General features: G+C 74.7%; 13 protein-coding genes. 5 read left to right on the top strand and 8 right to left on the bottom strand.

Annotated elements, in window-relative coordinates:
• The first annotated feature begins 71 nt into the window (after positions 1-71).
• Positions 72-701, top strand: a complete 630-nt coding sequence (locus tag AS857_RS08385) for a HEAT repeat domain-containing protein (protein WP_245699703.1) — start codon at positions 72-74, stop codon at positions 699-701.
• A gap of 30 nt (positions 702-731) precedes the next feature.
• On the opposite strand, the gene AS857_RS08390 is transcribed toward AS857_RS08385, so the two are convergent.
• Positions 732-1,769, bottom strand: a complete 1,038-nt coding sequence (locus AS857_RS08390; protein WP_058042497.1) for an Rv2578c family radical SAM protein — start codon at positions 1,767-1,769, stop codon at positions 732-734.
• 173 nt (positions 1,770-1,942) lie between these two features.
• Here AS857_RS08390 and AS857_RS08395 point away from each other — a divergent pair, with 173 nt between their 5' ends.
• Both AS857_RS08395 and AS857_RS08400 read left to right on the top strand, forming a co-directional pair.
• The gene (locus AS857_RS08395) at positions 1,943-2,386 is read left to right on the top strand and encodes an SRPBCC family protein (RefSeq protein ID WP_058042498.1); all 444 of its coding nucleotides are present in this window, start codon (positions 1,943-1,945) and stop codon (positions 2,384-2,386) included.
• 224 nt (positions 2,387-2,610) lie between these two features.
• Positions 2,611-4,995 (top strand): MFS transporter, encoded by a 2,385-nt coding sequence (locus AS857_RS08400; protein ID WP_058042499.1) that lies wholly within the window; start codon positions 2,611-2,613, stop codon positions 4,993-4,995.
• Between the two features lie 463 nt (positions 4,996-5,458).
• On the opposite strand, the gene AS857_RS08405 is transcribed toward AS857_RS08400, so the two are convergent.
• From AS857_RS08405 to AS857_RS08435, 7 genes are all read right to left on the bottom strand, one after another.
• The gene (locus tag AS857_RS08405) at positions 5,459-5,968 is read right to left on the bottom strand and encodes a flavin reductase family protein (protein ID WP_058042500.1); all 510 of its coding nucleotides are present in this window, start codon (positions 5,966-5,968) and stop codon (positions 5,459-5,461) included.
• Positions 5,965-7,203 (bottom strand): MFS transporter, encoded by a 1,239-nt coding sequence (locus tag AS857_RS08410; RefSeq protein ID WP_058042501.1) that lies wholly within the window; start codon positions 7,201-7,203, stop codon positions 5,965-5,967. Before AS857_RS08410 ends, AS857_RS08405 begins: the two co-directional genes overlap by 4 nt.
• The gene (locus AS857_RS08415; protein WP_245699705.1) at positions 7,200-8,405 is read right to left on the bottom strand and encodes an acyl-CoA dehydrogenase family protein; all 1,206 of its coding nucleotides are present in this window, start codon (positions 8,403-8,405) and stop codon (positions 7,200-7,202) included. Before AS857_RS08415 ends, AS857_RS08410 begins: the two co-directional genes overlap by 4 nt.
• A 49-nt stretch (positions 8,406-8,454) precedes the next feature.
• Entirely contained in the window at positions 8,455-9,636 is a 1,182-nt protein-coding gene (locus tag AS857_RS08420; RefSeq protein WP_058042502.1) for an acyl-CoA dehydrogenase family protein, read from the bottom strand.
• A 121-nt stretch (positions 9,637-9,757) separates the two neighbouring features.
• Positions 9,758-10,021, bottom strand: coding sequence for an acyl carrier protein (locus AS857_RS39855; RefSeq protein WP_058042503.1), 264 nt, complete (start codon positions 10,019-10,021; stop codon positions 9,758-9,760).
• Positions 10,022-10,055: 34 nt separating this feature from the next.
• Complete coding sequence (locus AS857_RS08430; protein WP_058042504.1) at positions 10,056-11,651, bottom strand: amino acid adenylation domain-containing protein; 1,596 nt, start codon at positions 11,649-11,651, stop codon at positions 10,056-10,058.
• Positions 11,648-12,442 carry an alpha/beta fold hydrolase gene (locus tag AS857_RS08435; RefSeq protein ID WP_058042505.1) on the bottom strand — a complete coding sequence of 265 codons (795 nt, stop codon included), beginning with the start codon at positions 12,440-12,442 and terminating at the stop codon, positions 11,648-11,650. Before AS857_RS08435 ends, AS857_RS08430 begins: the two co-directional genes overlap by 4 nt.
• 416 nt (positions 12,443-12,858) lie before the next feature.
• Here AS857_RS08435 and AS857_RS08440 point away from each other — a divergent pair, with 416 nt between their 5' ends.
• Positions 12,859-13,695 (top strand): M55 family metallopeptidase, encoded by an 837-nt coding sequence (locus AS857_RS08440; RefSeq protein WP_058044003.1) that lies wholly within the window; start codon positions 12,859-12,861, stop codon positions 13,693-13,695.
• Positions 13,688-15,058: a M20/M25/M40 family metallo-hydrolase gene (locus tag AS857_RS08445; protein WP_058042506.1), complete on the top strand. Its 1,371-nt coding sequence runs from the start codon at positions 13,688-13,690 to the stop codon at positions 15,056-15,058. The genes AS857_RS08440 and AS857_RS08445 overlap by 8 nt, the downstream gene beginning before the upstream one ends.
• The last annotated feature ends 29 nt before the right edge of the window (positions 15,059-15,087 follow it).

The raw sequence follows: 15,087 nt of genomic DNA on the forward strand, positions 1-15,087 counted from the left end.
ACCAAGAGCGCCAGGGGCGGGGCCGGCGACTTACGATGTGGCGCAGGCCACTCGGGGAGGAGAAGCGGGCAGTGACAGGAGCCGAGAGGGCAGAAGAGGAATTCCGTGCGCTGGTGAAACGGGTGCGGGCCGAACTGGGCACGTCGGCCGAGTTCTCGGAGTTCGAGCGGCTCCTCGCGCTCGTCCGCTCGCGCGAGGGCGGACCCCCCGCCCGGCGCGCGCGGCGCGACGAGCTCGCCGGGATGCTGGTCGCCCCCGAACAACCGCTGTGGGCCCGCGAGATCGCCGCCTTCGTCCTGGGGGCGGAGGGCGACCGGCGGGCCTTCGAGACGCTGATCCTGCTCCTCAACTACCGCGAGCCGGTGCGCTGCGCCACCGCCGCCTTCGTCCTCGCCCGCCTCGGCGACCCCCGCACCGCCCGCGCGGCCGCGGCCCTCGCCACCAACCCGCTGCGCACCGCCTACGCCCTGCACCCCGTCCGCCTGCTGACCGAGCTGCGCGCCCCCGAGTCCGTCCCCGCCCTGCTGGCCACGCTCGAACGGCTGCTGGCGGCCCGCGACCACTGCTGGCCGATAGCCCGCGCCTGCGTGGAGGGCCTGGGCGCCCTGGGGGACCGGCGGGCGGAGGACGCCCTGGTCGCGGCCCGCGAACACGACCGCCTCCGGGCGGCGGCACAGGAGGCGCTGGAGCGGCTCATGTGACGGGCGGGGCCGACGCCCCGGCGGCGTCCCTCACAGCAGGGTGAGCTGAGTCGCCTGCGGAGGCGTCGGGCCCGGGTCCTGCGGCGGTGCCGCGGGGATACGGCGGTGGCGGCCGGGGCCCGTCGGGCCTATGCCGAATTCGGTTGCGTATTCGTGGACTTGCCGGGTGATGCGCCGCTGGTACCACTTCGGGGCGTAGGCGCCGTCCGCGTACATCGTCTCGTAGCGCCGCACCAGGTGCGGGTGGTGGCGGGCCAGCCAGGCCGTGAACCACTCGCGGGCGCCCGGCCGCAGGTGCAGCACGAGCGGGGTGACCGAGGTGGCGCCGGAGGCGGCGACGGCGCGCACCGTCGCCCGCAGCTGCTCGGGGGAGTCGCCGAGGAAGGGGATCACCGGCGCCATCAGCACCCCGCAGGGGATGCCGTGCCCGGTGAGCGTCCGGACGGCGTCGAGCCGGCGCGCGGGCGAGGGGGTGCCGGGCTCGACCGTGCGCCACAGCTCGTGGTCGAGGAAGCCGACGGACATCGACACCCCGACGTCGGTGACGGCGGCGGCCTCGCGCAGCAGCTCCAGGTCGCGCAGGATCAGCGTCCCCTTGGTGAGCACCGAGAACGGGTTCGCGCGCTCGCGCAGGGCGGAGATGATGCCGGGCATCAGGCGGTAGCGGCCCTCGGCGCGCTGGTAGCAGTCGACGTTGGTGCCCATGGCGATGTGCTCGCCGCGCCAGCGCGGGGCCGCCAGCTCGCGGCGGAGCGCCTCGGGGGCGTTGACCTTGACGACGATCTGGGTGTCGAAGCCGAGGCCGGTGTCCAGGTCGAGGTAGCCGTGCGTCTTGCGGGCGAAGCAGTACACGCACGCGTGCGTGCAGCCACGGTAGGGGTTCACCGTCCACTCGAAGGGCATCCGGGAGGCGCCCGGCACCCGGTTGACGATCGTCTTCGCCCGGACCTCGTGGAAGGTGATCCCGCGGAACTCGGGGGTGTCGAGGGTGCGCGTCACCACGTCCGTGCCGAAGAGCGCGCCCGGGCCGTCGTCGGCGCCGTCGCCGCCGAGGTTGGACCAGCGCATGGCACCTCCTTCGCATCATTCGTTCGAACGTTCGATCCCTCCCGTCGAGATTAGAACATATGTTCGCGCGGGGCGAGGGGGCCCGGATTTGGGCGGGTGTGGCGTTGGTGGTTGGCTGTGCCGCGAAGCAGGTACGGCAAGCACAGCTTTTTCACATGTCCCGGAGGGCAGCCATGGGCCAGGTCGAGGCCACGACGGAGCGGATCATCGCGGCGGACCCGGAGGAGGTGTTCGACGCGCTGGCGGACTACACCGGCACCCGGGCCAAGCTGCTGCCCGAGCACTTCAGCGAGTACGAGGTGCGCGAGGGCGGGGACGGCGAGGGCACCCTCGTGCACTGGAAGCTCCAGGCCACCAGCAAGCGCGTCCGCGACTGCCTGCTGGAGGTCGCCGAGCCCACCACCGGGCAGCTGGTCGAGAAGGACCGCAACTCCTCCATGGTCACCACCTGGACCGTCACCCCGGCCGGCGAGGGCAGGGCGCGGGTCGTCGTCAGCACCGTGTGGAACGGCGCCGGCGGCATCGGCGGCTTCTTCGAGCGCACCTTCGCCCCCAAGGGCCTCGGCCGCATCTACGACGCCGTCCTCGACAAGCTGGCCGCGGAGACCGAGAAGTAGGCGGCGCACGGCCGAGAGGCAGTCGGTGGAAGCCCGGACCGGTCGCGGTCCGGGCTTCACCGTTTCGGGTGGTTTCCCCCGGCGTCGCAGGGGGCCGCCGTATGCCTCCGACCGGCGCAAAAGCCCCACCGATGGTCTCTCGGGTCAATCCCCTCGGTTGCCCGCCGTTGTCGCGAAATGCGAGAAAAGGGCGGCGATAGCAGGTGCTACGAGGGGAGCGGCACGTGGGTGGGACCACTTTGGTACAGAGCGACGGGCCGCCGGTGCCCGTCCTGCTCGCACCCGAGGCCGCCCCCGCACCTCCGGCGCCCCCCGAACCCCCCACCGTCCGGGGACGGTTGGGCGTGGTCCTCGCCGGCCTGCTGCTCGCACTGTTCCTCGCCGCGATCGACCAGACCGTCGTCGCCACCGCGCTCCCGGCCATCGCCGGAGACCTGCACGGCGCCGGCCGGGCCACCTGGATCATCACGGCCTACCTGCTCGGCTCCGCCGTCGCCGTTCCCGTGCACGGCCGGCTCGGCGAAACCGCCGGCCGCAAGGGCGTCTTCGCCTTCGCCGTCGTCCTCCTCGTCGCCGGCTCCGCCCTCGCGGCCCGGGCGCAGACCATGGACCAGCTCCTCGCCTTCCGCGCCCTCCAGGGCATCGGCGGCGGCGGCGTCCTGGCCGCCGTCCACGCGATCATCGCCGACCTGACCCCCGCCCGCGAGCGGCGCCGCCGCCTCGGCGCGGCCGCCGCCGTCCTCGCACTCGCCTCCCTCGCCGGACCGCCGCTCGGCGGCCTCCTCACCGACCACGCCTCCTGGCGCTGGTGCTTCCACCTCAACGTCCCCCTCGGCCTGCTCGCCCTCCTCGCGGTCACCTTCGGGCTGCGGCTCCCCCGGCCCGCGCACCGGGCGCGCTTCGACACCCTCGGCGCCCTGCTCCTCGTCGCCTTCTCGGTCTGCGCCGTCCTGCTGGCCGACCGGGCCGGGACCGCCCCCGCCTGGCACGCGCGCGTTGTCCTCGGCCTCGCCGCCGCCACCCTCGGCACCGCCCTGCTCTTCATCGTCGTCGAGCACCTCGCCGCCGACCCCCTCGTCCCGCCCCGCCTCCTCCGCGACCGCACCTTCCTCGTCTGCGCCGCCCTCGGCGCGGGCACCGGCGCGGCCCTCTTCGGCGCCGTCGGCTGTCTGCCCACCTTCCTGCAGATGGCCGACGGCGCAGGCGCCGTCCGGGCGGGGCTGCTGCTCCTGCCCCTCACAGCCGGCGCCGTCCTCGGCTCCCTCCTCAGCGGGCGGTACGCCCGGCGCACCGGCCGATGCCGCCTCTTCGCCGCCGCCGGCTGCGCCGCGGCCGCCGCCGGTGCGTACGCGCTCTCCCGCCTCGGCACCGGCACCACCTGGCCCGCCTACGCCCTCGCGACGGCGGCCCTCGGCGCCGGCACCGGGCTCGCCCTGCCCGCCCTCGCCCGCGCCGTGCGCAACTCCGTGCCCGCCGCGGACCTCGCCGCCGCCGGCAGCGCCGGCACGTACCTGCGGCAGCTGGGCGGCGCGCTCGCCGTGGCCTCCCTCGGCGCCCTCCTCGCCCACCGCCTCGCCGGCGGGCCGGGCCGCAGCAGCGGGCCGTCCGCCCCGCACGCGCTCACCCCGCGGCTGCTCCGCGCCCTGCCCGCCGAGCTCCGCGGCGGCTACGTGCGCGCCTACGCGGACGCCATGCCGCGGATCTTCCTGTACCTCGTACCCGTCCTCGTCCTGGGCCTTTTACTCGCCTTCCTGCTGAAGGAGAAACCGCCGGTGTCCCAAAACCTCGCCGAAGCCCCCGTCATCCCCTCCGCGCGGACCGCACCGCCCGAGGAGGAACCCCCCTTCGTCCCGGGCATCCCCGTCACCGGAGTCGTCCAGCACCACGACGGCACCACCGTGCCCCGCGCCGCCCTCACCCTGATCGACAGCGGGGGACGGCAGATCGGGCGCGGGGCCACCGGCGAGGACGGGCGGTACGCCCTCAGCACGCCCGGCACCGGCTCCTACGTCCTCATCGCGGCCGCGGGCGGACACCAGCCCCAGGCCGTCACCGTCACCGTCGGCGAACGCCCCGTCGAGCTCGACGTGGTGCTCGGCGGCGCCGGCCGCCTCGCCGGGACCGTCCTCACCGCCGACGGCTCGCCCGTGCGGGACGCGCTCGTCACCCTCACCAACGTGCACGGCGAGGTCGTCGCCTCCACCCGCACCGGGCGCGACGGCGGCTACGACATCACCGAACTCGTCGCCGGCGAGTACACGCTGGCCGGCAGCGCCCCCGTCTTCCGGCCCGCCGCGCTGCCGGTGACCGTCCAGTCCTGCCGCGAGACCCGCCAGGACATCGAGCTCGCCGGCGGGGCCGTCCTGCGCGGCGTCGTCCGGGCGGGCGGCGGCCGGCTGGTCGAGGACGCCCGCGTCACCCTCCTGGACGCCGCGGGCAACGTCGTCGACACCGCCACCACCGGCCCCGACGGGTCCTTCCGGTTCGTGGACCTCTCGGCGGGCGAGTACACCGTCATCGCCGCGGGGTACCCGCCGGTGGCTACGGTGCTCCAGGTCGCAGGCGGAGGCCGCACGGAACGCGACCTCCAACTCGGCCACGCGGACTAGCCGTCCGGCTGGGTTCGGGGCGCCCCCGGGCGCGGGGTCCGGCTTCCGCCGGGCCCTACGCCGGGGGGCGGCGCCGTTACGGCGGGAGGTTTCCCGGCTACGCCGGATGCCCTGGCTCGCCCCGCGCGCGGCGGCGGGCTGCCCCGGCCGTCACGGGGACACCTGCCTCGGCAGGAATGACCTCCCGCCGGTGCCGGTGGCCGCGGATTCCGCCGGACTCTCGCCGTGGTGGCGCCTCGCCGTCGCGGCGGGAGGTTTTCCCGGCTTCGCCGGGGGAGCGGGCTCAGGCGCAGGCCCTGTGCATGACGGCAGTCATCCCCCTCCCGCCGCCGCGGCGTTCGGCCACGACGGTGAGGGTCCGGCGGAATCGGGGCCTGCCGGACCGGTGGGTGTGGATTCCGCCGGACCCTCGCCGTGGTGGTGTTTCGCCGTTGCGGCGGCTGCGGCGCGCAGGCGACGTCCCCTACGGCACCGGCCACGTTGCGTACCGGCGCATTCCGTACAGCAGCGGGGGCTCCTCCGCGCTCCGCGTGGTGGTCGTGCGGACTATTTCGCCGATGATCACGGTGTGGTCGCCGGCGGGGGTCAGGCGGTGGACGCGGCATTCGGCCGCCGTGTGGGCGTCCTCCGGGAGGAGGGGCAGGCCCGTGGCCGGGGAGGGCTGCCAGGGGACGGCCGAGAAGCGGCCCGCGTCGCGGTGGGCGAAGGCCTCCGCGGCGCGGCGTCCCGCCCCGTGCAGGAGGTTGACGGCGAACCAGCCGCGCCCGGCGAGCACCGGCAGGGTGCTGCCCTTGGCGGAGGCGCACACGAGCAGCAGCGGCGGGTCGAGGGACACGCCGCACCACGCCGTGCACGCGAAGCCGTACGGGGTGCCGAGGCCGTCGTCCGTGGTGACCACGGCCACCCCGCCGGGATGGCTCGCCATCAGGGCGCGGTAGCTGTCGGGGTCGACGGGGGAGAGCGCGGTGGTCATGGCGGGGTCCTTCGGGTGGAGGTGCGGTTGCCGAGGGCCGCGGTGACGCCGATGCTGCCCAGGCACAGCACCGTCACCACCCCGGCGAAGACGCCGGCCGCCGTCATGAGCGTGCCCTCGGCCAGCAGCACGGCCACGCCGACGACGGGCACGGTCAGGCCCAGGTACGCGGCGACGAAGTAGCCGGAGACCAGCTCCGAGACGCGGTCGGGCGCGGCCTGGGACGTCACCAGCGCCAGGCCGGACTTGAAGGACGTGCCCGCGCCCGCCCCGCCCAGCACGGAGCCGCACAGGAAGACGGGCAGCGACGCGGCGGACAGGCCGGTGACGATGAGGGCGAGCCCGAGCGGGACGGCGGTCATGCCGGCGACCAGCCCGGCGCGCGGCGTCATCCGCCCCGCGAGGAGCTGGGCCGCCCCCGCCGAGCCGAAGGCGCTGAAGGCCACCAGGCCGACGGCGAGGTGGCTGTGGTTGTGCAGCCCTTGCACGAGGAAGTTGCCCGCCAGCGCGGCCAGCAGGCCCAGCAGCGCGAACGAGGCGAAGACGGCGACCGCCGCGGCGGCGAACGGCCGCCGCACGGCGGGCGGCACGCCGATCCGCTGCGGGCGGATCCCGCCCCCGCGTGCCACGACCCGCTCGGGCAGCAGCACGAGCGCCGCGCCCGGCAGCAGCAGGACGATCAGGACGGTGTACGGCAGCACCTCGGGCGAGGGCGCGTACTCCACGAGGACGCCCGACAGCAGCGCCCCGCTGCCGAGCCCGGCCATGTTGGTGACCGAGGCGATGAGGGCGGCCCGCGGCGGGGAGGGGTGCAGTTCTCTCAGGTACGCGGTGGCGGCGCCCGTCGTCAGGCCCACCGAGACGCCGGAGAGCAGCCGCCCGGCGAACAGCCCCGGCAGGGTGGGCAGGGCGATGAAGACGACGCTGCTCGCCGCGGCCACGACCAGCGCCGGGACGAGCGTGGCGCGCCGCCCGATCTTGTCCGACAGCCCGCCGAACAGCAGCAGGGCGGCCACGATGCCCACCGCGTAGGCCGCGAAGACCAGGGCGACGACCGGCGGGGACAGGTGCAGCCGCTGCACGTACAGGGCGTAGACGGGCGTGGGCAGGGTGCCGCCGGCCATCACCACGAACAGCACGTACGTGACGGTGGGGACGGCGGTACGCGGTACGGCGGGCAGGGCGGGGGCCGGGGCCCCCGCTGCGGCGAGCCGCCGCTGTCCATTGGCCCTCACCAGTCGAAGGCCGTCGCGTCGTACAGGTTCACGCCGAGCGCGGCCTTGCCCAGGTACTCCAGGCACTCCTCCGGTTTGGCGGGCATCACGGAGGCAAAGGACGCCTCGCGCACCAGCCGTTCCAGCGGCTGCGACCGGCTCACGGCCACCGAGCCGCAGATCCGTACGGCGTCCTGCGCGAGGGCGGGCCCGGTCTCGCCGACGACGTACTTCGCGGCGTGCACCGCGGCGTTGGCCTCCGCGCTGCCGCGCGCAGCGTCCACGCGCGCACCGGCCTCGGCGACCAGGGCCCGGGCGGCGCTCAGCCGCGCGGACATCCGGCCGAGCTCGCGCTGCAGCACCGGCGACGCGGCGCGCCGGGGCGATGCGGCCACGTGGTCCGTGGTGAAGCGGAGGATCGCCTCGGCGATGCCCAGGTAGGCGCCGGTGTACCCGGCGATCATCCAGTGGGGTTCGCGCACCAGCTTGTACAGGGACATCCCCTCGACTCCGAGGAAGAGCCGGGAGCGCGGCACGGTCACCGCGTCCAGGGTCATGCCCGCGGTGCTGGTGCCGTACATGGCGGACAGGCTGTGCACCTCTCCGAAGCCCACACCGCGGTCGTCGGCGGCGACCACGAAGTGCGAGACCTCGCCGCTGCCTTCGGTGCCCTCGGCGCGGGCGGCGACCACGTAGTAGTCGGCGACTCCCGCCAGCGACACGAAGGACTTCTCGCCGGTGATGACGTACCCGCCGTCCTCGGTGCGGCGGTAGGAGGTGCGCACGCCGCGGAGCTTGGCGCCGCTGCCGGCCTCGGAGGTGGCGGAGGCGAACAGCTTCCGCCCGTGGACCACCTCGTCGAAGAGCCAGGACCGGAAGGCCTCCGCCGCGGGCGGCAGGGGCGTGCCGGCGGACTCGCACAGGGAGCCGATCGCGACGTTGTGCATGTTGAAGCCGAGGGCGGCGGCGCCGTTGTGCGCGCCCAGCACGGCGAGCACCCGGGAGTACGCGGCGAAGCCGAGCCCGGCCCCGCCGGCCTCGCGCGGCACGAGCAGGCCGAGCAGCCCGGCCTCGCGCAGGACGCGGTAGGTCTCGTGGCCGGTGGAGCGGCCCGCGTCCACCTCGGCGGCGAACGGGGCGAGGGCCGCCCCGGTCGCCTCGGCGACGTCGAGCAGTTCGTCGAATTCGGCGGGCAGCAGCTCGGTGGGCAGGGACATGGCCATGAGGGGCCTTTCGGAAATCGGGTTCCCGGCTCGGGAATCGGTTCGCGAATCAGTTTTCGACGGGGAGCCCGAATTCACGGGCGACCCCGATGCGCAGCAGGTCGTTGGGGCCTGCATAAGTGAGCGCCGCCATGGGGCTGTGCAGATCGGCGGGGAGTTCGGAATCGGCGATGAAGGCCCGTACGCCCGACAGCGCGGTGGCGTGCTCGGTCAGCCGTACGTAGTCCTCGGAGACGGAGATCTTGGTCAGGGCGGCCTCGGCCGACAGCCGGCGGGTGGGCGTACCCGCGTCGAGCCGCGCCGCCATGGCGTACAGCAGCGTGCGGGAGCGGTGCAGGACGAGCGCCATGTCGCTGATGCGGGCGGCCACTTGGTGGCTGGAGCCCATGCGGCGGCCGAAGTGGCCGCGCTCGGAAGCCCAGTCCGTCAGGCGCTGCAGGGTGCGGCGCATCGGGCCGAGGGCGTAGCCGAGCAGCAGGGCCCGCTCCCAGGTGGTGGTGGAGGAGAGGATCGCCAGGCCCGACCCCTCGCCGCCCACCAGGCTGCCCGCGTCCAGGCGTACGCCGTCGAAGGCCAGCTCGCCCATCGGCACGCCGGGCAGCGCGGTCTTGGCGAACGCCTCGGCACGGGTCACGCCCGCGGTGGCGACGGGGAACAGGAAGGCGGACAGGGAGAAGGGCGAGCGGCCCTGCTCGGTGCGGGCGAAGACGAGGGCCAGGTCGGCCACGGGGGCGGCGGTGATGAAGGTCTTGGCGCCCTCCAGAACGTAGCCGTCGCCGTCGCGCGTGGCGCGGGTGTCCATCGACAACGGGTCGCTGCCGCCCTTGCGTTCGGTGAGGGCGTGGCACAGCAGCTCCCGCCCCTCCTGGATGCGGGCGACGGACCGCCACGCGCCGGCCGGGAGCACGGCGCGCAGCGGATACTCCATGCCGAACACCTGGGAGGCCATGGCGTAGACGACGCCGGGGTCGGCGCCGGCCAGGCCGATGCCCTCGATCATGGCCAGCGAGCGGGTGACGGGCCCGGGGGCGGCGGCGCCCGCGGACGCCCCGGGCCCGGGCTCCGGGGCGTCCAGACAAAGCACGCCGAGCCCGGCGAGGGCCTCCCACTGGTCGCGGAAGCCCTTGCCGGCCAGCTGCTCCACCAGGGGCAGCGCCCGGTCGCGGTACTCGTCCACCACGGCCTCGGCCCCCGGGGGACCGGAGCGCAGCAGGCGATCGGCGGCGCTCACAGTGTCTCCTCGTTCTCCCCCAGAGCCTGAACGGCCTGGGAGGTACCCCCATCTCCGCCTGCGCGGCGCAGAGGTGCGGGCATCACGGTCGGGTGCGGCCCGGTGGCCGCGCATGCGTCGCTCACCGGGCTACTCCCGCCCGGAGGTCCTCCAGCACGCTCCACAGCGCCTGCGGGCTGCGGAAGTTGGCCGCGACGATCTCGGTGTCCGGCAGCACGATGCCGGCCTGCGCGTCGAGCGCGGCGACGATCTGCATGATGGACAGGGAGTCCAGCAGGCCCTGTTCGAGCAGCGGGGTGTCGGGCAGGAGCTGCCGGGGCTCCTCGCCGCGCCCCCAGGTGATCTTGCTGCTGATCAGGGTGCAGAGATCCTCTACGGTGTTCACGCTCGGGCTCCTTCTGTGGCGAGTGGTGGACGGATCAGGCGGTGTGCGGCCCGTCGGTGCGGGCGGCGAGCGCGCGGCGGTCGACCTTGCCGCGGGCGTTGACGGGCAGGGCGGCGGCGGGGACGACGCGGTCGGGCAGCATGCGCAGCGGCAGGAGCCCGCGCAGACCGGCGAGGATCCCCTCGGCGGTCTCCTCGGGGGAGGTCTCGGCAGCGGCCGCGGCCCCCGTCCCGCCCCCGTCGCTCTGGACGTACGCCCAGATCTCGCCGTGGTGCGCGCCGTCCTTGGCGACGACGGCGGCGGCGGTGACGCCGGGCAGTGCGAGCACGGCGCTCTCGACGTCGAGCAGGTCGATGCGGTGGCCGCGCCGCTTGACCTGGGTGTCGCCGCGGCCGCGCAGGAACACGCGGCCGTCGGCGGCGATGCGGCCGATGTCGCCGGTGGCGTAGGCGCGGCGGGCGACGCCGTCGCGGAAGCGCACCGTGCGGGTGGGGTCGGTGAGGGTCCCGTCCTGCAGGTATCCCTGGAAGACGGTGGCACCGGCGACGTGGATCTCGCCGGTGCCGTCGGTGGGCAGGCCGTCCTCGCCGAGGACGTCGACGACGTCGCCGTCGACGGCCCGGCCGATGGTGGCCTCCTGGTCGGCGGTCCAGCTGGCGGGCACCCGGCTGTACGTGCAGACGTTGGTCTCCGTCGGCCCGTAGAGGTTGTAGAGCGGCACGTCGCCCAGGAGCCCCAGATAGCGCTCCAGGGGGCGCGGGGCGAAGGGTTCGCCCGCGAAGGCCGCCACGCGCAGGGAAGGCGGGAAGTCCTCCGCGATGCCGCCCCGTTCGAGCATGCCCTGGTAGAGGGAGGGCACCGCGTAGAAGGCGGTGATGCGCTGCTCGTGGAGCCAGCCGACGACGTCGCGCGGGAAGGCCCGCAGGACGTCGGGCATGAGGACGGCGCAGGCGCCCGCCGCGGCCGTGCTGAACAGGTCGAAGGTGGTGAGGTCGAAGGTCAGCGCGGCCTGCGAGCCCACGCGGTCGGTCTCCGTCAGCCCGAGCTCGGCGGCGGCCCACAGCGCGAAGTGGGCGACGTTGGCGTGGGAGAGGAGCACTCCTTTGGGGCGGCCGGTGCTGCCGGAGGTGAACAGGACGTAGCCGCCGCTGCCGGCCGGCGCGGGCAGCGGGGCGGGCTTGTCCGCGGCCGCGAGCGTGCGCACCCGGTTCAGGCCGTGGTCCAGCGTGCCCTCGTCCGGCGCGGGGCCCGCTCCCGCCTCGGCGGCGGCGCGGCGGCAGCCCTCCAGGGAGCGGTCCGGGGCGAGCAGGAGGGAGATCCCGGCGCCGCGCACCATGTGGGCCGTGCGGACGGGCGGGTCGGCGACGTCGAGCGGGGCCACGACGGCCCCGGCCCGCAGCGCGGCGTAGATGCCGAGGACGGCCTCGGAGCCCTTGGGGGCCAGGACGCCCACCCGGTCCCCGGTCTCCAGGCCGGCCGCGCGGAGCTGCCGGGCCAGATCGCCGACGGCGCGGTCCAGTTCGGCGTAGGTCCAGGTGCGGCCCCCGGCGGTGAGGGCGGGACGGGAGGGGTGCCGGCGCGCGGACGCGGCGAGCAGGCCGTCCAGGCGGACGTCGTCGAGGTCGCTCATGGTCGGGTCTCCTGGCGCGGGGGCGGGCCGGCGGGGCCGGGGGCGGTGGCGAGGAAGGTCTGGACGGCGTCGACGACGTCGTCGGGCCGTTCGAGGTGCGGGGCGTGGCCGCAGCCGGCCAGCTCCAGGCGCTGCACGGGCCCGCCGAGGGCGCGCTCGGCCGCGTCGAGATGGGCGAAGGTGCCGTACGGATCGCTGTCGCCCTGGACGAGGAGGACGGGGGCGGTCGCGCCGGCCAGGTCGCCCTCGATGTCCCAGCCGCGGAAGGCCTCGGAGAGCCACAGCCCGCTCCAGCGGCGGAACACCGTGAGCGGGTCCTGGTGGTAGAAGGCCAGCTCCTTGGCGAGCGGCCCGGACGCGTGGGCCTCGCGGGCCGCGGCGACGCCGCGGAGCGTCTGCGGCTCGGCGAACAGGTGCGGGGCGACGGCGACGACGGCCTCGACCGGGTGCTCGGCCGCGTGCAGCAGCGCGATCGAGGCGCCTTCGCTGTGGCCGACGAGCACGGGGCGGTGGACGCCGAGCCGGTCGAGCAGCTCGGGGAGGACCTCGTGGGCCTCCTCGTGCAGGGAGCGCGGGGTGCGCTCCTGCGGGGCCGGGCCCGAACCGCCGTGTCCGTGGCGGGAGAAGACCAGGGCCCGGCGGCCGGTGGCCGCCGCCAGGCGGGCCGGGAAGCGCCGCCACATGGCGATGCAGCCCAGGCCTTCGTGGAGGAGGACGAGCGGGGCGGCCTCGGAGTCGCCTTCGAGGACGGTGTATTCGACAGGCCCTCGGGATATCGCAATGGTGGGCATGCAGTGTCCTTGGTGTGAGGGCCGGTTGTCCGAAAGGAAGCGCCGGCCGCCGCCGGGAACCGATAATTGCGAAGGTCAATGGTGGCGTCAACTGCTTTATTTTTTCATGGGGTTGAGGCAACCGTCCCGACGGGCGTGGTAAAATGCGGCAAAACTTGGAATATGCAATTCCCCCGCATGGGCATGGAGGTTTGCCTCCATGGCGCGCCGGTGTCTTCCGCCACTACCGGGCGGGGCCGGGAGGGAATGCCGCCGCCTTTTCCGCGACCCGCCGAACGCCTGATCGAGCGCGGTGTCCGGCGCGGCCTCCGTCCCGCATCCGTCCGCCGGACGGCCGAGTCCCGCCGCAAGCCCGTTGCGGCGACCGTGTCAGGACCCGTGCAGCGGCCTGCCACCTGCGGTAGGACTGAGGCATGGTGAAGATCCTGATCTCCGCGGACATGGAGGGCGCCACCGGTGTCACCTGGCCGGCCGACGTGCTGCCCGGCGCCTCGCAATGGGAACGGTGCCGCCATCTGTTCACCTCGGACGTGAATGCGGCCGTCGCGGGCTTCTTCGACGGCGGTGCCGACGAGGTCCTCATCAACGAAGCGCACTGGGGGATGCGCAATCTGCTGCTGGAGAAGCTGGACGACCGGGCCCAGATGCTCACCGGCAAGCACAAGAGCCTGAGCATGGTCGAGGGCGTGCAGCACGGCGATGTCGACGGCATCGCCTTCGTGGGCTATCACACGGGGGCCGGCACCCCGGGCGTCCTCGCCCACACCTACCTCGCCAACACCATCACCGGCGTCTGGGTGGACGGCGCGCGGGCGAGCGAGGGGTTGCTCAACTCCCTCGTCGTCGCGGAATACGGTGTTCCCGTGGTGTTGGTGACGGGCGACGACCTGACCTGTGCGGACGCCAAGGGATATGCGCCGCTGGCCCGTTCGGTGGCCGTCAAGGACTGCGTCTCCCGCTATGCGGCCGTCTGCCGCACCCCCGCGCGCACGGCCGCGGACATCCGCGCCGCGGCCCGGGAGGCGACGGCCCTCGCCGTGCGGTACGAGCCCGTCACCGGCGGCGGCCCGTTCACCGTCGACATCGAGTTCGACGCCGACCACCTGGCCGGTGCGGCGACGGTGATCCCGGGCGTCGTGCCCAGCGGCGAGCGCCGGGTCTCGTACACCACGGCGACCATGTACGACGGCATCCGCTGCTTCAAGGCGGTCACGACCGTCGTGTCGGCCGCGGTGGAGGAGCAGTATGGCTGAGATCACGACGGAAGAGGCGGTAGGGCCGGAGGGGGCGGAAGTCCGGGTGGACGAGCGCGCCCTCGACGAGGCGGTGTGCTTCACCTCCGACCTGATCCGCATCGACACGACCAACCGCGGCGCGGGCGACTGCCGGGAGCGGCCCGCCGCCGAGTACGTGGCCGCGGCGCTGAGCGGGGCCGGCATCGAGCCGGTGCTGCTGGAGAAGGAGCCCGGCCGGACGAACGTCGTCGCCCGGGTGCCGGGCACCGATCCGGGCGCCCCCGCGCTGCTCGTCCACGGCCACCTCGACGTGGTCCCCGCCGACCCCGCCGAGTGGAGCGTCCACCCCTTCTCGGGCGAGATCCGCGACGGCGTGGTGTGGGGCCGCGGCGCCGTCGACATGAAGAACACCGACGCCATGGTCCTGTCGGTCGTACGGGCCTGGGCGCGCACCGGCGCCCGGCCCCCGTGCGACATCGTGCTCGCCTTCACCGCCGACGAGGAGGACCGCGCCTGGACGGGCGCCGCCTTCCTGGCCGAGGAGCACCCGGGCCTGTTCGAGGGCTGCCGGTACGCGATCGGCGAGTCGGGCGCCTACACCTTCCACGCCGACGGCGGGCTGCGGCTGTACCCGGTGGCGGCGGGGGAGCGGGGCACGGCCTGGCTCAAGCTCACGGCGCGCGGCAGGGCGGGCCACGGCTCGAAACCCAATCAGGCCAACGCCGTCACCCGGCTGGCCGAGGCGCTGGCCCGGATCGGCAGACACCGCTGGCCGGTGCGGCTGTCCCCGGTCGTGAGCGCCGCCCTCGTGGAGATCGCCGCCCTGCACGGCATCGAGGCCGACCCCGGCGCGCCGGGCTTCGACGCCGACGCGCTGCTGGAGGAGCTGGGCTCCGCGTCCCGGCTCCTGGCCCCGACGGTCCGCAACAGCTCCAACCCGACGATGCTGGACGCGGGGTACAAGGTCAACGTGATCCCGGGGGCCGCCGTCGGGCACGTGGACGGGCGCGTCGTGCCGGGCGGCGAGGAGGAGTTCCGCACCACGCTGGACCGGCTCACCGGGCCGCACGTGGAGTGGGAGTACTACCAGAAGGGCACGGCGCTGCAGGCCCCGCTCGCCACCCCGCTGTTCTCCCTGATGCGGGAGGCGCTCGAGCGCTTCGACCCCGACGGGCACGCGGTGCCGTTCTGCATGTCCGGCGGCACCGACGCCAACCAGTTCTCGCGCCTGGGCATCGACTGCTACGGGTTCGCCCCGCTGAAGCTGCCCCCGGGCTTCGACTACCAGGCGCTGTTCCACGGCGTCGACGAGCGGGTGCCCTGCGACGCGCTGCACTTCGGGGTGCGGGTGCTCGACCACTTCTTGATGAACGCAGCCTGATGAACGCAGCTTGAAGAACACAGCCTGAT

The sequence above is a fragment of the Streptomyces roseifaciens genome, from assembly GCF_001445655.1.
GTDB classification, from domain to species: domain Bacteria; phylum Actinomycetota; class Actinomycetes; order Streptomycetales; family Streptomycetaceae; genus Streptomyces; species Streptomyces aureoversilis.